This is a genomic window from Pandoraea commovens (assembly GCF_902459615.1).
Taxonomy (GTDB): Bacteria; Pseudomonadota; Gammaproteobacteria; order Burkholderiales; family Burkholderiaceae; genus Pandoraea; species Pandoraea commovens.
Map to the genome: position 1 here is coordinate 44,961 of NZ_CABPSA010000008.1, position 19,776 is coordinate 64,736.

Annotated in this window: 19 protein-coding genes; 13 read left to right on the forward strand and 6 right to left on the reverse strand. The window is 63.4% G+C overall.

Annotated elements, in window-relative coordinates; translation table 11 throughout:
* Positions 1 to 26: 26 nt before the first annotated feature.
* The 4 genes from PCO31010_RS20535 to PCO31010_RS20550 are packed head-to-tail and all read right to left on the reverse strand — an operon-like array spanning position 27 to position 3,158.
* Positions 27 to 506, reverse strand: coding sequence for an Lrp/AsnC family transcriptional regulator (locus tag PCO31010_RS20535; RefSeq protein ID WP_150665918.1), 480 nt, complete (start codon positions 504 to 506; stop codon positions 27 to 29).
* A gap of 56 nt (positions 507 to 562) precedes the next feature.
* Positions 563 to 1,606, reverse strand: coding sequence for a N(2)-acetyl-L-2,4-diaminobutanoate deacetylase DoeB (doeB, locus tag PCO31010_RS20540; RefSeq protein WP_150665919.1), 1,044 nt, complete (start codon positions 1,604 to 1,606; stop codon positions 563 to 565).
* Positions 1,607 to 1,608: 2 nt separating this feature from the next.
* On the reverse strand, positions 1,609 to 2,553 hold the full coding sequence (locus tag PCO31010_RS20545) for a 2-hydroxyacid dehydrogenase (RefSeq protein WP_150665920.1): 945 nt from the start codon (positions 2,551 to 2,553) through the stop codon (positions 1,609 to 1,611).
* 11 nt (positions 2,554 to 2,564) lie between these two features.
* Positions 2,565 to 3,158 carry an amino acid synthesis family protein gene (locus PCO31010_RS20550; RefSeq protein WP_150665921.1) on the reverse strand — a complete coding sequence of 198 codons (594 nt, stop codon included), beginning with the start codon at positions 3,156 to 3,158 and terminating at the stop codon, positions 2,565 to 2,567.
* A 221-nt stretch (positions 3,159 to 3,379) separates the two neighbouring features.
* Here PCO31010_RS20550 and PCO31010_RS20555 point away from each other — a divergent pair, with 221 nt between their 5' ends.
* The 10 genes from PCO31010_RS20555 to PCO31010_RS20600 all read left to right on the forward strand — a co-directional run bounded on the left by PCO31010_RS20555 (position 3,380) and on the right by PCO31010_RS20600 (position 14,080).
* Positions 3,380 to 5,263 carry a helix-turn-helix domain-containing protein gene (locus PCO31010_RS20555; RefSeq protein WP_150665922.1) on the forward strand — a complete coding sequence of 628 codons (1,884 nt, stop codon included), beginning with the start codon at positions 3,380 to 3,382 and terminating at the stop codon, positions 5,261 to 5,263.
* A gap of 119 nt (positions 5,264 to 5,382) precedes the next feature.
* Positions 5,383 to 6,429, forward strand: a complete 1,047-nt coding sequence (locus PCO31010_RS20560; RefSeq protein WP_150665923.1) for a flavin reductase — start codon at positions 5,383 to 5,385, stop codon at positions 6,427 to 6,429.
* A gap of 15 nt (positions 6,430 to 6,444) precedes the next feature.
* Positions 6,445 to 7,956, forward strand: coding sequence for an aldehyde dehydrogenase (locus tag PCO31010_RS20565; protein WP_150665924.1), 1,512 nt, complete (start codon positions 6,445 to 6,447; stop codon positions 7,954 to 7,956).
* 36 nt (positions 7,957 to 7,992) lie between these two features.
* Positions 7,993 to 9,135, forward strand: coding sequence for an LLM class flavin-dependent oxidoreductase (locus PCO31010_RS20570; RefSeq protein ID WP_150610865.1), 1,143 nt, complete (start codon positions 7,993 to 7,995; stop codon positions 9,133 to 9,135).
* Between the two features lie 18 nt (positions 9,136 to 9,153).
* A complete protein-coding gene (locus tag PCO31010_RS20575; RefSeq protein WP_150665925.1) occupies positions 9,154 to 10,065 on the forward strand; it encodes an alpha/beta fold hydrolase in 912 nt (303 codons plus the stop codon).
* On the forward strand, positions 10,062 to 10,439 hold the full coding sequence (locus tag PCO31010_RS20580; RefSeq protein WP_150665926.1) for an NIPSNAP family protein: 378 nt from the start codon (positions 10,062 to 10,064) through the stop codon (positions 10,437 to 10,439). Before PCO31010_RS20575 ends, PCO31010_RS20580 begins: the two co-directional genes overlap by 4 nt.
* Positions 10,432 to 11,478 (forward strand): quaternary amine ABC transporter ATP-binding protein, encoded by a 1,047-nt coding sequence (locus PCO31010_RS20585; protein WP_150665927.1) that lies wholly within the window; start codon positions 10,432 to 10,434, stop codon positions 11,476 to 11,478. The genes PCO31010_RS20580 and PCO31010_RS20585 overlap by 8 nt, the downstream gene beginning before the upstream one ends.
* Positions 11,471 to 12,427 (forward strand): ABC transporter permease, encoded by a 957-nt coding sequence (locus PCO31010_RS20590; RefSeq protein ID WP_150665928.1) that lies wholly within the window; start codon positions 11,471 to 11,473, stop codon positions 12,425 to 12,427. The genes PCO31010_RS20585 and PCO31010_RS20590 overlap by 8 nt, the downstream gene beginning before the upstream one ends.
* Before the next feature lie 171 nt (positions 12,428 to 12,598).
* The gene (proX, locus tag PCO31010_RS20595) at positions 12,599 to 13,621 is read left to right on the forward strand and encodes a glycine betaine/L-proline ABC transporter substrate-binding protein ProX (protein ID WP_150665929.1); all 1,023 of its coding nucleotides are present in this window, start codon (positions 12,599 to 12,601) and stop codon (positions 13,619 to 13,621) included.
* A gap of 75 nt (positions 13,622 to 13,696) precedes the next feature.
* A complete protein-coding gene (locus PCO31010_RS20600) occupies positions 13,697 to 14,080 on the forward strand; it encodes a carboxymuconolactone decarboxylase family protein (protein WP_150665930.1) in 384 nt (127 codons plus the stop codon).
* Between the two features lie 141 nt (positions 14,081 to 14,221).
* On the opposite strand, the gene PCO31010_RS20605 is transcribed toward PCO31010_RS20600, so the two are convergent.
* Positions 14,222 to 14,644 (reverse strand): VOC family protein, encoded by a 423-nt coding sequence (locus PCO31010_RS20605; RefSeq protein ID WP_174984990.1) that lies wholly within the window; start codon positions 14,642 to 14,644, stop codon positions 14,222 to 14,224.
* Between the two features lie 648 nt (positions 14,645 to 15,292).
* On the opposite strand from PCO31010_RS20605, the gene PCO31010_RS20610 reads away from it, so the two are divergent.
* Together PCO31010_RS20610 and groL are read left to right on the forward strand one after the other, a co-directional pair.
* On the forward strand, positions 15,293 to 15,583 hold the full coding sequence (locus PCO31010_RS20610) for a co-chaperone GroES (RefSeq protein WP_039396568.1): 291 nt from the start codon (positions 15,293 to 15,295) through the stop codon (positions 15,581 to 15,583).
* A gap of 49 nt (positions 15,584 to 15,632) precedes the next feature.
* On the forward strand, positions 15,633 to 17,279 hold the full coding sequence (gene groL / locus PCO31010_RS20615; RefSeq protein ID WP_150577223.1) for a chaperonin GroEL: 1,647 nt from the start codon (positions 15,633 to 15,635) through the stop codon (positions 17,277 to 17,279).
* A 166-nt stretch (positions 17,280 to 17,445) separates the two neighbouring features.
* Here groL and PCO31010_RS20620 read toward each other — a convergent pair whose 3' ends face one another.
* Positions 17,446 to 18,378 (reverse strand): LysR substrate-binding domain-containing protein, encoded by a 933-nt coding sequence (locus PCO31010_RS20620; protein ID WP_150665932.1) that lies wholly within the window; start codon positions 18,376 to 18,378, stop codon positions 17,446 to 17,448.
* Positions 18,379 to 18,480: 102 nt separating this feature from the next.
* Here PCO31010_RS20620 and PCO31010_RS20625 point away from each other — a divergent pair, with 102 nt between their 5' ends.
* The gene (locus PCO31010_RS20625) at positions 18,481 to 19,692 is read left to right on the forward strand and encodes an MFS transporter (protein WP_150665933.1); all 1,212 of its coding nucleotides are present in this window, start codon (positions 18,481 to 18,483) and stop codon (positions 19,690 to 19,692) included.
* Positions 19,693 to 19,776: the final 84 nt, after the last annotated feature.

A 19,776-nucleotide genomic window follows, 5' to 3' on the forward strand; every position in this document is an offset into this window, starting at 1 on the left:
CCTGCACACCCGATAGCGCGAGCGGATCAGTCCGGATCGACCCAGCCGGGAATGGCGTTGCCGTTGTCTTTGACGACTTTCGTGACGATGTACGTGAAGTAGCGCTCGATGCCGAAGTCGGCCATCAGCAGATCGTCGATGAAGCGCTGGTAATGGTCGATTTCGCGCGCGAGCACGTGCACGATGTAGTCGACGCCGCCGCCCGTGGCATGACATTGCACGACTTCGGGGGCTTCGCGAAGGTGGGCTTCGAAGCGATTCATGTCGTGCGCGGTGTGTCGCGCGAGTGTGATTTCTACGATGATGCGGCTAACTTGCACCACGCCGCTCCAGTCGACGTCGGCACGATAGCCGCGAATGACGCCTGCCGCTTCGAGTCGTTGCACGCGCTCCCACGTGGGCGATACCGACAAGTGAATCAGTTCGGCCAGACGCGACTTGGTAATGCGACCCTCACGGGCCAGCACCTGAAGAATTGCGATGTCGAAGCGGTCGAGTTTCACCATAGGCGCAGTGCTGGAAGGAACGGAGGGTCAGGTAAACCTTCAGGTCCTGCGGCGCGTCAGACCTGCACGTCGGCCAAGACACAAAGCATGTCGCCCATGCCGACGCGACCCGGGAAATGTCGGCCGATCAGCATACCATCGCGCGCCGCGCGGTACTCGACCGGGGCAGTGCCTGTGCGTGTCACGTCGTGAATGTGTGCGACGACATCGCCGCGCCGCACCATCGCACCGAGATCGTGACGCATCTCCAGCAGGCCGCCATGCTCACACGTCACGTAGCAGTCGTCGTCCGGCATGGAGAGCTGGACGACCGGCTTGTCGAGGGCGAGGACAGCGCCATCTCGCCGCGCGACATCGACATCCACGATACCCGCCTGCACCAGCACGCCGTAGACGCCGCGATGCGCAATCGCGACGCTTTTCGCGCTGGCCGTCCCACCGCCGCCGAGTTCTGTCGTCACGAACACTTTGCCCTGTGCTTCGGCGGCCGTGTCATAGAGCCCGTGCGGATCGGGGTCGCGCATGCGCAGGGAGTACGGGGCGCCGAATGCCTGCATTGCGGCGTCGGCGCGTGCCTGTTGCGCTACATCGGCCAGTTCGTGGATCGCCGCGAACGGCAGGAAATCGAGCGTGCGGCCGCCGGAATGAATATCGACCACGAGGTCCGCCAACGGTAGCAGGCAGCGCGAGAAATAATCGGCGATGCGCTCGGTGACGGTGCCGTCGGCGCGCCCCGGAAACGCACGATTGAGATTGCCACCGTCGAGCGGCGACGTGCGCTTTCCCGCAAGCACCGCGGGCGCATTCATGAACGGCACGATGATGACGGTCCCGTTTACATCGGGCGCCTTTAATGCATTCGCCAGTCGTGACAAGGCAATCGGGCCTTCGTATTCGTCGCCATGATTCCCGCCGGTGAATAGCGCGACCGGGCCGTCGCCGCGACGAATCACGGTGATCGGAATCATGACGGCGCCCCAGGCACTGGCATCGGTCGAGTGAGGCACCTTCAGGAAGCCATGCTGAACGCCGTCCCGATGGAAGTCGACGGTGGGATAAACGCGCGGCGGCTGCGCTGGCGCATCGTGATTGCGGTGCATGCTCAATACCCCCGCGCCAGATCGACGTTGCCCGGAATGCGACCCGTCGCGCGGAAATCCCGGAGATTGGCGGCGATGACGGTCGCCGCCGTTTCGTGATCGGTCGGGGCGGAGATGTGCGGTAGCACGGTGACCGACGGGTGGTCCCAAAGCGTCGACGTCACCGGCAGCGGCTCTGCGTCGAAGACATCGAGCACGGCATGCGAGAGATGCCCCCGGTCGAGCGCCGCGATCAGGGCGTCGGTCACAACGACGGGACCTCGCGAGAAGTTGATGAGTGCGGCACCCGGCTTCATCAGATTCAGACGCCGGGCGTCGAGCATGCCGCGCGTCTGGGCCGTCAACGGGATCAGGCTCACGACGATGTCGCTCGCGGCGAGCATCGCTTCGAGTCCGTCGTCCCCCGCAAGGGTTTCGATGCCGTCGAGCGCCTTGGGCGAGCGGCTCCAGCCACGAACGGTGAACCCGGCATCGCGCAACCTTGCGGCAGCCGCCTGACCGAGTTCACCGAGTCCGAGTAAGCCGACGCCCGTTTGCGAGGGCTTGCGATACGCCTGCTGCCGCCATTCGTGCCGTGCCTGCTGCTTCGCGTAACGCGGCATGTCGCGTTGCAGGTAGTAGGTCCAGGCGAGCACGGCCTCGGCCATCGTGCGAGACATTTCCGGATCGATCAGCCGCATGATCGGCGGGCTGCCCGCCGGTAGCGTGCTGACGAGCGATTCGACACCGGCCCAGAGACTCTGGATCCACAAAAGGCCGGGGAGATCGGCGAGGTCGGCCGGGTCCGGATTCGCGACGATGGCAACCGACACCTGTTCGCGCTGGACGGTCGAAAGCTCGGCGAGCGGCGCGACGATGTCGCCCGGCAGTGCCGCACGCAGGGCGTCCAGATAGGGACGCTGATACTCGGCGGACATCCGGCTAAGGAAGGCAATGACGGGCGGCATCGTGCGCTCGCTCAGGCAGTAGTCGCTGCGTCGTTCGCCATCTCTTCCATGTCCTGGAATCGGTCGGCGATGCGCGGGTGTACACGACCGCCGTCTGCCGCGCCGATGGCCAGCAGAATTTCGTCGGCAGCCGGTGCGTCCGTCATCTGAAACGTGGCGGTGATGAAGTGCGAGCGTTTGCCGGTTTCCGACTTGTGGATCATCGGCACCGACACCAGCGCGCCGGGGCCGACGCGTGTGTTGGTGAAGGGCAGGAATGCCGTGCCGCTCACCGCGCTGCGAAACAGATTGCCGAAGCGCAGCGTGTGGATGATGGCGGAGGCGTGTTCGATCTCGCCGTTGGTGCCGACGACGGCGGCCTTGCCGTAGGCCTGGACACGATCGCCGGGCATTACTTCGACGAGACGTTGCGTCATGAGTGCGCCAAGTTCGGGCGCCAGACGAAGGATCTCGGGACGCAGGTTCTCTACGAAGCCAAGACCCGCCCACGGATTACGAATCACGGCGGCGACGACGACGGTCGTGACGGGGTCGGCGGCCGCCTTGCCGCCTTCACGGTAGGTCGTCTCGACAAAGGTGGCGATCTTGCGCAGCTCTTGTTTCACGGGTGTCTCCTGTTGCGGTGCAAAAACCCGCCGCGAGTGCGGCGTGGCGGTGTCGGGGAGGTGCGCTGACGAACTGAGGCGCGGGCGGCAAACATCGGAGTCTTGCCGATGTGACCCATGCTATTGCGCAGCGGGGGCCGGGTCTTCCCCCGGATCGTCGGAAGATCTTTTTTTTCTTCCGACGCTTTGGTGTAGATTTTCCGCAGGCAAGGAGACAGACAATGCCGGAACAACACCAGCGGCTCATGGCGTTGCGCCATGTCGCCAGTCAGATCAGCAACGACGAAGACATCGAGGCGCTGTTTCGCGACCTCGTGCGTTGCGCGGTGCAACAAGGCGGTTGGGATCTCGGCTCGGTGATGAGCATCGATCTCGCGCATGGCTACGGACTCGTGATTACGCGCTACGAGACGAGCATGCTGCCGCAGCACGTCGAAGACCGCTGGGAGCTTGCGACCAGTCCTTCGCTCATCGCGTTGCAGACGAACGAACCGGTCTACATTCGCGACGCGCTCGAGAGCACGCAATTCCCCGGCTATCGGCGTGAGGCGCACGAGCGCGGCTATCGCACGGTACTCGTGCTGCCCATGGCGTCGCGCGATACGCAAGGGCACCCGATGGTGCTGACCGTCGCCTCGCGCAAGGTACGCGACGTCGGCGACGACGATCTGACGTTCATGTCGACGGTCGTGCATCTCGGGGCGATCGCCGTCGAGCGGGCGCACCGTCAGCGCGCGCAGGTCATGGCGCACGAGCGACTGCAACGCACGCTCGAAGCGCAACGCACGCTCCTTGGCGACGTGCTTGCGGGCGGCTCGCTCGAGCAGTTGACGTCGTCGCTGGGCGAGTTGCTCGGTCGGCCTGTCCTCGTGATCGATTTCCTTGCGAATCAGTGGCACGCTTCGGCCTCGCCGGTACCGTCGCAAATGGACGATGCCGCCTGGACACGATGGCTTTCCGGCGCGCAGGGGCGAGAGCTCGGCGGCGCCGTGCGCGATGCACTCCAGCGCTACCGACAGTCGCGTCTCGACGTGCCGCTCGGGCGGCAGTCGGGCCAACCCACCGTCAGTGCGGCCATCGAGCCTCTGAGCGTCGACGACGATCTCGTCGGCGCATTGCTTACCTTCGGCGACGAAGCCCCGGGCGACCTTCAGCAATTGCTGCTGGAAAGCGCGCGCTTTGCATTGAGCGTCCAATTGATGCGCAGCGTCGTGCGGTTCCGTTTCGAGACGCGCACGCTGACCGAATTGTTCTTCGAAATCGTCGAACGCCGCTGGCGCGACGAGGACGATGCGCTGGGTCGCGCGCGCCGTCTCGGCGTGGCGCTGGATGCGCCGCTGCGCATGATGGTCGTCGACTATCCCGATCAACTCGGGCAAGCCGAGGTGGGACGGGCAGCAGGTCATTTGTCGCTGGAGAGCCATAGCACGGTGGAGTTGCTGGCGCGTCAGTTGAATGTGTCCCTGCATGTCGTGACGGTGGGAGGCGGGCTGGTGTGTCTGGTGCCGCAGGACAGCGCGTCCGACGATGCGGCGCTTACGCGTTTCGCCCGACGCATGAGCGAGGCGTTGGCGCGCTCGCTGGGGCGTGAGCCCATCGTGGTGATGAGCGACGTGTGCGACGGGCTAGAGCCGTTGGCGCGCGAGTGGGAGCGCTGCTGGCGCATGATTCGCGTGGCGCGCAAGTTTGGCCGCAGCGGGCCGCTCGATATGCCGGGGCTGGGACCGTTGCCCATGCTCATGGGCGCGGCGGACTCGTCCGACGTTCACGGCTTCGTCGATGGCACGATCGGCAAGCTGGTGGAGCACGACAAGCAGTCCGGATCCCCTTATCTGGAGACGCTGGCCGCCTATCTGCGCTCCGGTTGCCGCAGTCAGCCTTGCGCCGACGCCATGGGGCTGCACGTGACGACACTGCGTTATCGGCTCACACGCATTCAGGAACTCTTCGGCATCGACGTCGAAACGCCCGAGCGGCGATTCGCGGTGGAGCTTGCGATTCACTTGCATACGCTCACGCGAGGGGCGTCACCGACGGGATCCGCGGCATCGAAGGAATCGGCGTCTGCCGCGCGCGCTGGCGCTCGCGCGGCGGGGCATCCATGAAAACCCTGCCGCGCAATCGAGAGTAAATGATTTCACTTCTCCTGCGAATCGACGGAAGCTGACAAAAAAGTCCTCGCATATCGTTGACCTCAACGTAATGACGTTTCGAGGTGAACGACATGCAAGCTGTCGCCAAACAGCGCCAGACGGCAGACGCCGACGGCGCGACCGCTCCGGCTAACCCGGACGCTCAGTCCGCACCATCCGCACAATCTGCGATCGATCCGGTCGCGTTGCGCCGCGCACTTGGCACGTTCGTGACCGGCGTCACCGTCGTCACGACGCGCGACGACGAGGGTCGCCCGCGTGGCATGACGGCGAACTCCTTCACGTCCGTCTCGCTCGATCCGCCGTTGTTGCTGGTGTGTGTCGGCAAAGGGGCGGCGAGTTATCCGGTGTTTCAGGGTACTGAGCACTTCGCGGTCAATCTGCTGCATGACGGGCAGACCGATGTGTCGAACCTGTTCGCATCGAAGTCGGCGGAGAAGTTTGCCGCCGTGGGGCACGATGTGGTTCACACCGGCGCCCCCGTGCTCACCGACTGCCTGACGTGGTTCGACTGCACGGTGCACGACCGTGTCGACGCAGGCGATCACGCGATCCTGATCGGCCGGATTCAGGCGTTCGGCACGAGCCCGGCCGCACCGCTCGGCTTCTGCCGTGGTCGCTATGCCCACGTGAAGGACCCGCTGCCGCCGGGCTGGCTTTCGTCACACGACATGATCGTCGGCTATCTGATCGATGCCGACGGTAGCCTGCTGCTCGCGCAGGACGGCAAGGGCGGCTGGGTGCTGCCCAGCGCGCCACGGCGCCTGACCAACGGGCGTCTGCCGCTGGCCGGTGGGGGCGAACTGGCGCTGGTGCCGCACGACACTTTCCTCTACTCGGTGTTCGACACCGCCGAGAACGATCCCGGTTACCTGATGTACCGGGCACGTCTCGCGCAGCCGCTCTCGCAGGCCGAGTTGCCGCCGCAGTTCCGTTTCTTCCCGTTCGACCAATTGCCCTTTGACGACATCGCTTCGCGCGAGATTCGCTCGATGGTGCGCCGGTATGTGCGCGAGACCGCAGGCGGCCACTTCGGCATCTACATGGATTCACACGACGGCGGACGCATCGCGATGGTGAGCGACGCGCAGCCGTGGACCCAACTCTCCCAAGTCTGACCCTGGAGTCAATCGATGCATACGACGATTCAAACGCTGGAGGGCTCTCGCCAGCAGTTGTTTATTGACGGGCAGTTCACCGCGCCGCATAGCGCCGAGTACGTGCCGAGCTATGACCCGACGACTGGCCGTCAATGGTATGAATTCGCACAGGCCGACGCCGTCGATGTGGACCGCGCCGTGCGCTCCGCGCAGGCCGCGCTCGTCAATCCCGCATGGCGTCGCATGACGCAGACCGAGCGCGGCAAGCTGGTGCGCAAGCTCGGCGAACTGGTGCTGGCCAACGCCGATGCGCTCGCCGCCATCGAATGCCGCGACAACGGCAAGCTGCTCAAGGAAATGCGGGCGCAGATGCGCGCAATTCCCGACTCGTATCTGTATTTCGCAGGCATGGCGGACAAGCTGCAAGGCGACACCATTCCCGTCAACAAGCTCGACACGTTGAATTTCAACACGCGTGAGCCGATCGGCGTGGTGGGCATGATCATCCCGTGGAATTCGCCGCTGATGATGCTGACCGGCACGCTCGCTCCTTGTCTGGCGATCGGCAACACCATCGTGGTCAAACCTTCCGAACACGCGACGGCGTCCACGCTCGCGCTCGCGGAACTGGTGATCGAAGCCGGGATTCCGCCGGGCGTGGTGAATGTCGTGACGGGCGATGGCGTGACCACAGGCGATGCGCTGACGCGTCACCCGGGCATCGCCAAATACGTCTTCACAGGTAGCACGGTGACGGGCCGCAAGATCGCAGGCAATGCCGCACAAAACCTCGTGCCTTGCCAGATGGAGCTGGGCGGCAAGTCGCCGCACGTGGTGTTCGGGGACGTGGATATCGAGCGCGCCGTCAACGGCGTGGTGTCCGGCGTGTTCGCTGCGGCGGGCCAGACGTGTGTGGCCGGTTCGCGCTGCTTCGTCGAGGCGTCGGTGTACGACCGCTTCGTCGAGGCGCTGGTCGAGCGCACGCGCCGTGTGCGCGTGGGGCATCCGACGCATGAAGACACGGACATCGGCCCGCTGGCGTTGGCGTCGCAACTCGACAAGGTGGAGACCTACGTCGCCTCCGGCGTGCAGGAAGGCGCGCGCGTGGCGGCGGGCGGTCAGCGTCCGGCACGTGACGACCTCGCAGGCGGCTGGTACTACGAGCCGACCGTCATGACGCAGGCGCGCAACGAAATGCGCTTCATGCAGGAAGAGATCTTCGGCCCGGTCGTCGGTGTGATGCCGTTCTCCGACGAGGCCGAACTGATCTCGCTCGCCAACGCCACGGAATACGGCCTGGCGGCCGGTATCTGGACCCGCGACATTGACCGTGCGCTGCGCTTCGCGCGCGACGTGGAAGCAGGCACCGTCTGGATCAACACCTATCGCTCGGCCGCCTATATGTCGGCCAACGGCGGCACCAAACACAGCGGCTATGGACGTCGTGGCGGCTTCGAAGTGATGCGCGAGTTCTCGCGCCTGAAGAACGTCGTGATCGATTACTCCGGTGCGATGCAAGACCCGTTCGTGATCCGTCTGCGCTGATCTCACTACACGCCACACTCACTGGAGACACACCTCATGAAATTCTCCGTTTCGCTCAGCATGGAGCGCTTCTCGCCGCAGGACACGATGAGCGACGCCGTGCGCAACATGCTGCACCTCGCGCGCATCGCCGACGAAGGCGGCTTCGAGACGCTGTGGACCGCCGAGCACCACACCATCGAATGCACCATCTCGCCGAATCCGTTCATCACGCTGACGTGGCTGTCGCAGCATACCGAGCAGATTCGTCTGGGCACGGCCACCATCGTTGCGCCGTATTGGTCGCCGATCCGCCTCGCGGGCGAAGCGGCGATGTGCGATCACCTGACCGGCGGGCGCCTCGAATTCGGTATCGCCCGTGGGGCCTATCAGTACGAGTTCGATCGCATGGCCGGCGGCATTCCGCAGCAAGAAGGCGTGGCGTATATGAAGGAGCTGGTGCCTGCGGTGAAGAAGCTGTGGGAGGGCGATTACGCGCACGAGGGGCACTACTGGAAATTCCCGCTCGCGACGTCGGTGCCGAAGCCGCTGCAACAGCCGCATCCGCCGATCTGGGTCGCGACACGTGACCCGGGCAGCTTCGACTGGGCCGTGGGGGTGGGCGCGAACATTCTGTCGACGCCGCTCGCGGCGCCTGTGTCGGAGGTGGCCGTGCTCGGCGAGAAATTCCGCAAGGCGGTGGCCGATCATCCGGAGCGTCCACGTCCTCGCTTCATGATGCTGCGTCGCACGTGCGTCTACGACCGTCCTCAAGACTGGGAAGTCGCAGTGCGTCACAGCGTGGACTTCGGCCGCACGTTCGAGAACCTGATGCAGAACATCGGCTCGGTGACCAACGGATTCCCGGAGGCGGTGCCGTATGAGGCCGTTGTCGGACGTGCCAACTACGATCCTGCGTCGATCCGCGAAAACCTGATGTTCGGCACGCCCGACGAGATCGTGCGCAAGCTCGAAGTGTATGAAGCGCAGGGCGTCGACCAGTTCTGTCTCGGCCTGTCGTTCAACCTGCCGTTCGAGTTGCAAGTGAAGACGCTGCGCCTGTTCATCGATGAGGTGATGCCGCACTTTGCTGCGCGCGAAGCTCGCCGCGCCAAGGAGGCTCAGGAAGCGCAGGCGTCGCAGGCAGCGCATTCGCACGCCGCCGAGCGCCCGGCGGCGTTGGCCTCGGCAGGCCGCTGACGCATGGACGCGCGCGCTATGACTCAACCTCCCGAGCATCCTGAACGACCTGAGCGTTCCGAAGCGTCTGAAGCGTCTGAAGCGACGGACGCCCCGCGTGAGCAGACATTGCAAGTGGGCGACGTCACGCTCGCCTATCGTCTGCTCGGGCGTGGCGCTCGTGCGCTCGTTTGCATTCACGGCGTGGGTTCGTATCAGGAAGCGTGGGACGACGTGGCTGCCGCACTGGCCGACGATTTCCGCATCCTGACCTTCGATCTGCGCGGCCACGGCCGCTCGTCGCGGGTGAAGGGACGCTACGAAATCGACGACTTCGTGACGGACGTGCTGGCGCTGGCCGATCACGTGGGCTTCACCACCTTCGATCTGGCGGGCTTCTCGCTGGGCGGGTTGATTGCCCAGCGGCTTGCGCTGTTGCATCCGTCACGGCTGCGCCGTCTGGTGTTGCTCGCGACGGTGTCGGGGCGCACCCGCGAGGAGCGTGAGCGTGTGCTGGCAAGGCTTGCCGCGCTGCAAAGCGGGGCGCGCGGCGCGCATTACGACGCATCGCTCTCACGTTGGCTGACTGAGGATTTTCAGGCGAAGCACCCGGCGCGGATCGCCTACTTGCGCGAGCGCAACGCCCAGAACGACCCGGATTGCTACGCGTCGGCGTATCGCGTGCTGGCGGAGACGGATTTCGGCGGGTTCATCGATCAGATTCGCATGCCGACGCTCATCGTCACCGGCGAAGACGATCAGGGTTCGAACCCGCGCATGGCCCAATTCATGCATGAGTGCATCGTCGGCTCGCAGTTGGCCATCCTGCCGGGCATGCGGCATTCGATTCTGGTTGAAGCGTCAGGGCAGGTGGCGGATCTGATGCGGGATTTCCTTGCCGGTGACAGCGAGGAAGCGGGCGCCAGCGAAGGAGCAGGGAGCGGAGCATGATTGTCGAAGAGCGCATTTACCGTATCCGGAACGGCTGCATGAGTCAGTACCTGAATCTCGTGCGCACTGAGGGATTGGCCATCCAGCAACCCATTCTGGGGCATCTCGTCGGGTACTTCACGACCGATATCGGGCCGTTGAGTCAGGTGACGCATCTCTGGGCGTATCCCAGTCTGGACGAGCGGGCACGCCGCCGGGCGTCGCTCGCGCAGGACAAGCGTTGGCAGGCGTTCATTCCGCGTCTGTCCGAATTGATCGAACAGGCAGAGAACCGCATTCTGATACCGACCGATTTTTCCCCGCTCACGGCGTTCACGCCGCAGGCACCCCAGGCAACTGATGTAAAGGAATCATGGGAGAGAAGCCGTGACTGACCGACTGAGAATCGAAAACCTGTACAAGGTCTTCGCCGACAAGCCGGCGCGTGCGCTGGCCATGTTGCGCGATGGCAAACGCAAGTCCGACGTACTCGAAGCGCTGGGCCAGGTCGTGGGCCTGGACGACGTGTCGCTGACCGTGCCGTCCGGCGCCATCTACATGATCATGGGGCTCTCGGGCTCGGGGAAATCGACGCTTGCGCGCTGCATCAACCGGCTCAACGAGCCGTCCGATGGCCGGATTCTGCTCGACGGTGAAGACATCTGCGCCCTCGACGAACGCGGACTGCGCGAGGTGCGCCGCAATCGCATCTCGATGGTGTTCCAGCACTTCGCGCTGCTGCCGAATCGTCGTGTGATCGAAAACGTCGAGTTTGGCCTCAAGCTGCGCGGCATGCCGACGGCCGAGCGTCGCCGCCGGGCCGAGGAAGTGCTGAGCGTGGTGGGGCTGGCGCGTTGGGCCTATCACATGCCGCACGAACTGAGCGGCGGCATGCGTCAGCGGGTGGGCCTCGCCCGCGCGCTTGCGACCGAAGCCGACGTGCTGATCATGGACGAGGCCTTCAGTGCGCTCGATCCGCTGATCCGTACCGAGATGCAGGACGAGTTGCTGCGACTCCAGCACACGCTCAACAAGACCATTCTTTTCATCACCCACGACTTTCAGGAAGCGCTCAAGCTCGGCACGCGCATCGCGATCATGGCCGACGGTCGGCTCGTGCGCGAAGGCACACCGCAGCAGATCGTGCTGGAGCCGGGGAGCGACTACGTGGCGGCATTCACGCGCGACGTCGACCGTGCGCGGCTATTCGATGCCCGCTCGGTCATGAAGCCGCTCGATGCCGCGCGCGACCCCAATCAGCGAATCGTCTGCGTGCCATCGGACATGCGTCTGGTGGACATCGCCGCACGCGTGCGGTTTGACGAGCCGGTAGGCGTTACCGACGACGACGGCAAGTTGATCGGCGTTCTGGATGTGAATCAGCTACTTGCCCGGATCGGCACCGCTGCGGGCGCAGGAGACCATCATGCTTAATGCCGATCAACTCGCGGTATTCCCTATCGATCAATGGATTCAGGAAGGGGTGCAGTGGATGGCGATGCACATGCGTCCGCTGTTCCTGCTGATCAAATGGCCTGTCGAGCGGTTGCTGACCTTCAACGACAGTGTGATTCACGCCGCACCGTTTCCAGTACTGGTCGTGATCGCCTTCCTCATCTGCTGGCGATTGGCCAGCCTAAGCGTGGCGGTGTTCAGCGCGGTGGTGTTCGTGGCGATCGCCGTGCTCGGTGTCTGGAACGAGGCGATGACGACGCTCTCGCTCATCATGACGGCGATCTTTTTCTGTGCGCTCATCGGCATTCCGATCGGCATCTGGAGCGCGCGTAGCGAACGCGTCTGGCTGGTGGTGCGGCCGGTGCTCGACATCATGCAGACGACACCGACGTTCGTGTATCTCGTGCCGGTGGTGATGCTCTTCGGCGTGGGCAATGTGCCGGGTGAAGTCGCTGTGGTGACCGCTGCGATGCCGCCGCTGATCCGTTTCACGCATCTGGGGATTCGCATGGTCGAGCACGAGATCGTGGAGGCGGGGCTCGCATTCGGTGCGGACAAGCGTCAGTTGCTGTGGGAGGTGCAGTTTCCCTTGGCGATTCCGACCATTCTCGGCGGTCTGAACCAGACGGTGCTGACCGCGATGGTGATGTCGGTCGTGGTGGCGATGATCGGCGCGGAAGGCCTCGGACTGGTGGTGCTGCAAGGACTGGGGCGTCTCGATGTGGGACGTGCGGCTGTTGGCGGCATCGCCATCGTGCTTCTGGCCATGATGCTCGATCGCTTCACGCAGAAGCTTGCGAGAACCCGGCCGCGCGACCAGCAGACATTCCGTGCCGTCATCTGGCGCTTGTTTCGCGGGGAGCCGAAGCGGCAAGGCAGCGCCGGTGTCGGGCCGACGACGCAGGCAGACGCTCGCGAAGCCCTCTGAGCACGAGCCTTGACCCTTTGAACCGCTGAAACCCGGTTTTGCAACAAATGGATGGCTGGCCCTGACGACGGGGTGTTGACGTCAGGGACCGGCACCCGTGCCCGCATGCGCACGTCAGGCGGGCCGATAACTCGACGATCCGATGGATCGAACAAGTCTTGGAGAGCAGCAATGAAAGGATTGGCAAAGGCATTCGCCTCGTTCACGCTTTCGCTCGTCGCGGCGGGCGCGTTGCACGCGCAGACGCTTCCTGGCACGGGAAAGACGATTCGCTACGCGCAGAGCGATAGCTTCGGCGGGAATTACGTCGTCGCGCAGATCGTCTCGAAGGCATTCAAGGGGCTGGGCTACGACGTCAAGCTCAGCACGATGAACACCACGCTGTTCTTCCAGGCGGTAGCGCAGGGCGATATCGATATCGCGACCGACGTGAACTTCCCGCAGCGCGAGCCGGGCTTTCGCGCCGTGGCGGCGCAGGCCATGGTGGTTGGCTCCGGCCTGATTTCGGGCGATGGCATCAACGGCTATCTCATCGACAAGAAGACGGCACTGCAATATCACATCACCAGTCTTGAGCAGATGAAGGACCCCAAAATCGCCGGACTCTTCGGCCGCGACGGCAAGGCCGAGTTGATCAGTTGCGACCCGGGCTGGAGCTGTGGCGATGTCGTCGATTATCAGATCGACAAGTTCGGCCTGAAGCAGACGGTCAAGGCAGTGCGCGGCAAGTATGAAGCGCTGATGGTCGAGGCGGTGACGAAGGTCAAACAGGGCAAGCCCGCATTCTTCTATGCGTGGAGCCCGTCGTGGGTGACGAACGCGCTCGTGCCGGGCGTGGATGTCGTGTGGCTGCCGACGCCGGCAGACGCGCTGCCGCCGAACGTCCCGAACAAGGGCTCGGCGCTCGTGAACAACGTGGAAGGGTGTGCGGGTGGTGCGAATCCGTGCCGCATGGCGATGGCGTCGTGGAACTGGGGTTCGGTAGCGAACAAGCAGTTCATCGCGGCAAATCCGGCCGTGAAGACGCTGATCGAGCAGATTCGCTTCCCGGGCAAGACGTGGTCGCAGTGGGAAGCCGTCATCAGCAAGGAGGGCGGTTCACCGGCGCTGATCACGAAACTGTCCGATGAGTGGATTGCTGCCAACAAGGCGCAGATGGATCAATGGGTGGCGGCGGCGCTCAAGGCGCATTGAGGGATGGCTTGGCCGCTCACGCGGCCTGGCTTCAGCGGTCGTGAATCAGCAGTCAGAACATGAGGAGAGCGTTCGATGAGTTCGGAATTGTTTGAAAGAGGGCTGAAGACACGCCGCGAGGTGCTGGGTAGCGAGTATGTGGACAAGTCAATTGCGTCGGCCGATGCGTTCAATCGTCCGATGCAGGAACTGGTGACGGAGTACTGCTGGGGGGAGATATGGAATCGCCCCGGACTGGACCGGCGTACCCGCAGTCTGCTCAACCTTGGCATGCTCACCGTCATGAACCGTCCGCACGAACTGAAGTTGCACGTGCGCGGCGCGTTGACCAACGGTGTGACGAAGGAAGAAATCTCGGAGGTCTTCCTGCAAGCGGCGATCTACGCGGGGGTGCCTGCTGCGATCGATAGTTTCCGGGTGGCGCGCGAGGTATTCGATACCTTGGCCGCCGAAGCCTGAGCCGAGAGCTCGTCAGGGACCGGTGACGACGTCTGCCGACGTCGTCGCCGGGCGACACTGCCGGGTTCGCGTGGCTATTGCGTCGCTCAACTGACGGAACAACACGCTTCGGTCAGTTGAGCGACCGCATCACACCGGACCTCACCTCGACGGATAGACCATTCCCTGATTCGACGTTTGGAATCCTCCCAGACTGAATCCTCGTTGATTGCTGATCAGCCACGCGACTCCCCAACGGTCGTAGCACCACCCGGACCCGGTTGCCGATGCTCCGCCGCCATTGTTGAAGATGGCGTTTCGGTATCGCTCGGCGTCTTGGGGCGAGTCTGCTACAACCAAGAAGCGCGCGGTCACCGTCGGCTTGGCGTCCGGCGCGCCATTCAGGCCGACGAAGGAGTGCCCCAGTACGGTGAACTCGACCGTCGGCTCGTCATTTTCGCCGACGCCGGGAACAGGCGACGGGTTGCTCGTATCGATGCGACTGTTGGGGGAGGTGGCGGCATAAAACTCTGCGGCCTTGCGGGCATCGCCAATGAACCTTCCACATGTGATGAGACTTGCCATGATTGCCTCCTGATGTGAGTCGAGACGTTGAATCATGAGTCGGCAGCCGTCGTGTGTGTTCGCTCGTCAGATTGAATTCCACGACCTGCATCCCCATCTGCATACGGATCGGCCCGATCCCAATTGGGGGCCGAGACGACCGGATGCAGACCTATCGTATTTCGCGCCCACACCATGGCAAACGAGAGTCCCAAAATGGGCTTGCCATCAAGCGTCGCCGTGGCGGCACGTGCGCACCAGAGTCGGCGACATCAGTCTGATCACGACGCAGTTCCGCGGCCTCACGCTCCAGCGCCTTCAGCCGTTCGCACTCGTCGGTGCTCACGCCACCGCTTCCGCCTTGGTCAATCTGGTCGCGCTTGGCTGGGGTTGTCTTGTAGGTTGTTGATTAAAAAGGTTTGTCTTGGCCGTCGATCTGGCGAGTTCAAAGTTGAGTGAACGAAAATTCAGAACTCAACAAATCTCGTCATCGCGACCGTTAGGGATAAATCTCATCTCCGGGAAAACCCCGCGTCTTGAAATCGTAAAACCCCGTCCCTATAATTAGCACTCGTTGGCGCAGAGTGCTAACGCCATGAATTCACCAAATATGCAAATGTTTGCATATTTAGTTTTGACGATCTCACTGAGAGAAAAGAGGAGCTTGTAATGAACCTTCGTCCCTTGCATGACCGCGTTATTGTCAAGCGCCTGGACAACGAAACGAAGACGGCTTCGGGCATCGTGATCCCGGAAGCCGCCGCCGAAAAGCCGGACCAGGGCGAGATCCTGGCCGTCGGCCCGGGCAAGCGCGATGATCAAGGCAAGTTGATCGCACTCGACGTGAAGGTGGGCGACCGCGTTCTGTTCGGCAAGTACGCCGGCCAAGGCGTGAAGGTCGATGGCCAGGAACTGCTGGTCATGCGCGAAGAAGACATCATGGCCGTCGTGGCCGCCTAAGACTGTCTGCCCCCAGACATCTACGTAAAGAATCCAAGGAGTTAATGCAATGGCAGCTAAAGAAGTCGTTTTCGGCGATGCCGCTCGTTCCAAGATGGTTGAGGGTGTCAACATCCTCGCCAACGCCGTCAAGGTGACCCTGGGCCCGAAGGGCCGTAACGTCGTGCTCGAGCGCAGCTTCGGCGGCCCGACCGTGACCAAGGACGGTGTGTCGGTCGCCAAGGAAATCGAACTCAAGGACAAGCTCCAGAACATGGGCGCGCAAATGGTCAAGGAAGTGGCTTCCAAGACCAGCGACAACGCCGGCGACGGTACCACCACCGCAACGGTGCTGGCTCAGTCGATCGTTCGCGAAGGCATGAAGTACGTTGCCTCGGGCATGAACCCGATGGACCTGAAGCGCGGTATCGACAAGGCTGTCGCCGCTGCTATCGAAGAACTGCGCAAGATCAGCAAGCCCTGCACCACGAACAAGGAAATCGCTCAAGTCGGCTCGATCTCGGCCAACAGCGACACCTCGATCGGTGACTACATTGCCAAGGCAATGGACAAGGTCGGCAAGGAAGGCGTGATCACCGTCGAAGACGGCAAGTCGCTGCAAGACGAGCTGGACGTCGTCGAAGGTATGCAATTCGACCGCGGCTACCTCTCGCCGTACTTCATCAACACCCCGGAAAAGCAAGTCGCGATCCTGGAGAACCCGTTCGTCCTGCTGTTCGACAAGAAGGTGTCGAACATCCGTGACCTGCTGCCGGTGCTCGAGCAAGTCGCCAAGGCTGGCCGTCCGCTGCTGATCATCGCCGAAGACGTCGAGGGCGAAGCCCTGGCAACGCTGGTGGTCAACAACATCCGTGGCATCCTGAAGACCTGCGCCGTCAAGGCCCCGGGCTTCGGCGACCGCCGCAAGGCCATGCTGGAAGACATCGCCATCCTGACGGGCGGCCAGGTCATCGCCGAAGAAATCGGCCTGACGCTGGAAAAGGCCACGCTGGCTGAGCTGGGTCAAGCCAAGCGCATCGAAATCGGCAAGGAAAACACCATCATCATCGATGGCGCCGGTGAAGCTGTGAACATCGAAGCGCGCGTCAAGCAGATCCGCGCCCAGATCGAAGAAGCCACCAGCGACTACGACCGTGAAAAGCTGCAAGAGCGCGTGGCCAAGCTGGCCGGCGGTGTTGCCGTGATCAAGGTCGGTGCTGCGACCGAAGTCGAAATGAAGGAAAAGAAGGCACGCGTGGAAGACGCGCTGCACGCTACCCGCGCTGCTGTGGAAGAAGGCATCGTCCCGGGCGGCGGCGTTGCGCTGCTGCGTGCTCGCGTGGCCGTGTCGGACCTCAAGGGTGCCAACGCTGACCAGGACGCCGGTATCAAGATCGTGCTGCGCGCGATGGAAGAGCCGCTGCGTCAGATCGTCACCAACGGTGGCGAAGAAGCCAGCGTCGTCGTGGCTAACGTTGTTGCAGGCAAGGGCAACTACGGCTACAACGCATCGTCGGGCGAGTACGGCGATCTGGTGGAAATGGGCGTTGTGGACCCGACCAAGGTCACCCGCACCGCACTGCAAAACGCCGCTTCGGTGTCGGGCCTGCTCCTGACGACCGACTGCGCCGTTGCCGAACTGCCGAAGGAAGATGCTCCGATGGCCGGCGGTATGGGCGACATGGGCGGTATGGGCGGCATGGGCATGGGCATGTAAGTCTCGCAAGAGACTGCATGACCGGGGTGCCGCAAGGTGCCCCGAATGCCCGGCTGTCGGGCTTCGCGCCAGGATCTCGATCCGGGTGTCGAAGCCCGCGCCTGAAACGGCAACGAACTCCTCGGAATTCGTTGCCGTTTTTTTATGCGCGCTTCAAATGTCCCGATCAGCGGGATTTGATCGGCGACGGCCGCAAAGGCACCGTGGCCGCAATCTCGTCCTGCATCCAGTCCCAGAAGGCGTGAATCGCCCGCTCGCGCGGATGGTTCTCCCGCCAGCTCACGTGGTACTCCAGACTCGGCGGAATCCGCACGTCGCCAATCTGCACCAACTCCCCTGACGCCAACGTGTCGCGCACCAGCAAGCTACGCGCGGTGGCCACGCCATGTCCCGCCAGCGCTGCGCGCAACAGCAGCCCCGAATCGTCGAAGATCGGTCCGCGCGTCGGCTCATGCGGCGGCAATCCGGCGGCCACTTGCCAGTCACGCCATGATCGGTAGGCGAAGCGCAGCATCGGCAGCTTGGGCGTATCTGCCACCGTGAAGCCCGGCACGCTGGCGATCAGTTCGGGACTGCACACGGCGATCACGAAGTCGTCGAGCAATTTCCGGGTGACGAACCCCGGCGTTTCAACGCGTTGATGCCAGATGCCGACGTCGACGGAATAGGGGTCCGGGGCAGAGATGTCCGCGTGAATGCGCACGACCAGATCGATGCCCGAGTGAAGTTTGCTGAAGCGGTCGAGCCGGGGAATCAGCCATTGTGCGGCCAGATCGGTCATCACGCTGATTTCCAGACGGACGATGGCGGGCGTGGCGTCAGGCGTAATGCCCGCTTTGGCTTCGTTCATCGCCTCGTCCAGTTCCGTCATGCCGATGCGCACCCGCTCAGCCAGACGCGCCCCGACGCTCGTCGGAATCATCCGCGCGCCCACCCGCCGGAACAGCGCCGTGCCCAATTGCTGCTCCAGCGAACGCATATGGTGACTGACAGCACTGTGCGTCAAATTCAATTCCTCGGCGGCGCGGGTAAAGCTCCGATGACGCACGGCTGCTTCAAGCGCACGCAGGGATTGGAGGGGAGGGAGGTGTTGGAACATGATGTCAAATTCTACTCACAATACGAGCACAAAGGTTTCGTTGGCTTCATGCCGCGCTTGCATCGACAATCGATACCCAAGCAATTCACTAGGGTTTACTCCATGTCGAAAGCACTTCGGATTTTCGTGCTGTTCGCCTGCGGATACTTCGTCTCATACGTGTACCGCGGTGTGAACATCGGGTTTGCGCCGTTCATGACGCGTGACCTCGGTCTCTCGTCTGCCGATCTCGGTTTGCTCACGAGCCTTTATTTCCTCGGTTTTGCCGGTGCGCAATTGCCAGCGGGCGTGCTGCTCGACAAGTTCGGGCCGCGCCGTGTGTCGTCGCTAGTGTTGCTGCTTGCGGCGGCCGGTGCGGCGCTGTTCGGTCTGGCGCACGGCGTTGGCGCGCTGATGGTCGGACGTCTGCTCATTGGCGTCGGTGTGTCGGTGTGTCTGGGCAGTGCATTCAAGGCGCTGGCGCAGTGGTTTCCGGTGGCGCGTCTGCCGTTGCTCAACGGTCTGGTGATGGCCGTGGGCGGCATGGGCGGTGTGGTCGTCGGCACGCCGCTGAACTGGTTGCTCGGTCTGACGGACTGGCGCGTGGTGTCGTTCGGACTGGCGGCGCTCACAGTGCTCATGTCCATCGCGCTGTGGTTCGGCGCGCCGGAGAAGCCCGGTTCGCATGCGCAGGGCGGTTTGTCGGAGGCGTTGCAAGGCGTGCGTCAGGTGTTCGGTAACACGATGTTCTGGAAGGTGACGTCGCTCTCGGGCCTCACGCAGGGCGTGTTCTACGCGATGCAGTCGCTGTGGATGGCGCCGTTCATGCGCGACGTCGAAGGGTTGTCGGCGGCGGAGGCGGCATCGCTCGTATCGGTCGTAGGGCTGGCGATGATGGCGGGCAGCGTGGTGTTCGGGGCGGCCGCTCGCTCGCTGGAGCGTCGGGGCGTGAGCGTGTTCGCTTTCTCCGGTGTCGGCATGGTGCTGTTCGTCGTGGTGCAGTTGCTGCTGATGCTGCGCACGCCGATTCCGCCGGTCTGGCTGTGGGCGGCTTACGGCATCTTCGGTGGCACGGGCATTCTGTCGTATGCCGTGCTCGCGGAGTACTTCCACGGTACGCTGATTGGACGCGTCAATACGTCGCTCACCCTCGTCATCTTCCTGCTGATCTTCCTGTGCCAGGTCGGCGTGGGCGCGGTACTCGGCGCGTACGCGGCGCACAGCCCGCAGGGTCACTTCTCGGCGTGGACGGTGCTGGTCGTGCTGCAAGTGGTCGGTGCGGTCTGGTACTTCTGGCCGCAGCGCCAGCGTGTCGGCAAGGTCGCGGCGGCCTGAGCGGGGGGCGATACGCTGCAACTGAAAAGGCTCGCCATCGCGAGCCTTTTTCTTGACGTCGAGACACCCTGACCACCTTGACTC

Excerpts from the sequence above, each read along its gene's own strand:
- PCO31010_RS20535 (WP_150665918.1), bottom strand. The coding sequence starts at position 506 with ATGGTGAAACTCGACCGCTTCGACATCGCAATTCTTCAGGTGCTGGCC.
- proX (WP_150665929.1), top strand. The coding sequence starts at position 12,599 with ATGAAAGGATTGGCAAAGGCATTCGCCTCGTTCACGCTTTCGCTCGTC.
- PCO31010_RS20600 (WP_150665930.1), top strand. The coding sequence starts at position 13,697 with ATGAGTTCGGAATTGTTTGAAAGAGGGCTGAAGACACGCCGCGAGGTG.
- PCO31010_RS20575 (WP_150665925.1), top strand. The coding sequence starts at position 9,154 with ATGACTCAACCTCCCGAGCATCCTGAACGACCTGAGCGTTCCGAAGCG.
- groL (WP_150577223.1), top strand. The coding sequence starts at position 15,633 with ATGGCAGCTAAAGAAGTCGTTTTCGGCGATGCCGCTCGTTCCAAGATG.
- PCO31010_RS20620 (WP_150665932.1), bottom strand. The coding sequence starts at position 18,378 with ATGTTCCAACACCTCCCTCCCCTCCAATCCCTGCGTGCGCTTGAAGCA.
- PCO31010_RS20590 (WP_150665928.1), top strand. The coding sequence starts at position 11,471 with ATGCTTAATGCCGATCAACTCGCGGTATTCCCTATCGATCAATGGATT.
- PCO31010_RS20545 (WP_150665920.1), bottom strand. The coding sequence starts at position 2,553 with ATGCCGCCCGTCATTGCCTTCCTTAGCCGGATGTCCGCCGAGTATCAG.
- PCO31010_RS20605 (WP_174984990.1), bottom strand. The coding sequence starts at position 14,644 with ATGGCAAGTCTCATCACATGTGGAAGGTTCATTGGCGATGCCCGCAAG.
- PCO31010_RS20560 (WP_150665923.1), top strand. The coding sequence starts at position 5,383 with ATGCAAGCTGTCGCCAAACAGCGCCAGACGGCAGACGCCGACGGCGCG.
- PCO31010_RS20570 (WP_150610865.1), top strand. The coding sequence starts at position 7,993 with ATGAAATTCTCCGTTTCGCTCAGCATGGAGCGCTTCTCGCCGCAGGAC.
- PCO31010_RS20625 (WP_150665933.1), top strand. The coding sequence starts at position 18,481 with ATGTCGAAAGCACTTCGGATTTTCGTGCTGTTCGCCTGCGGATACTTC.
- PCO31010_RS20565 (WP_150665924.1), top strand. The coding sequence starts at position 6,445 with ATGCATACGACGATTCAAACGCTGGAGGGCTCTCGCCAGCAGTTGTTT.
- PCO31010_RS20610 (WP_039396568.1), top strand. The coding sequence starts at position 15,293 with ATGAACCTTCGTCCCTTGCATGACCGCGTTATTGTCAAGCGCCTGGAC.
- PCO31010_RS20580 (WP_150665926.1), top strand. The coding sequence starts at position 10,062 with ATGATTGTCGAAGAGCGCATTTACCGTATCCGGAACGGCTGCATGAGT.
- doeB (WP_150665919.1), bottom strand. The coding sequence starts at position 1,606 with ATGCACCGCAATCACGATGCGCCAGCGCAGCCGCCGCGCGTTTATCCC.
- PCO31010_RS20555 (WP_150665922.1), top strand. The coding sequence starts at position 3,380 with ATGCCGGAACAACACCAGCGGCTCATGGCGTTGCGCCATGTCGCCAGT.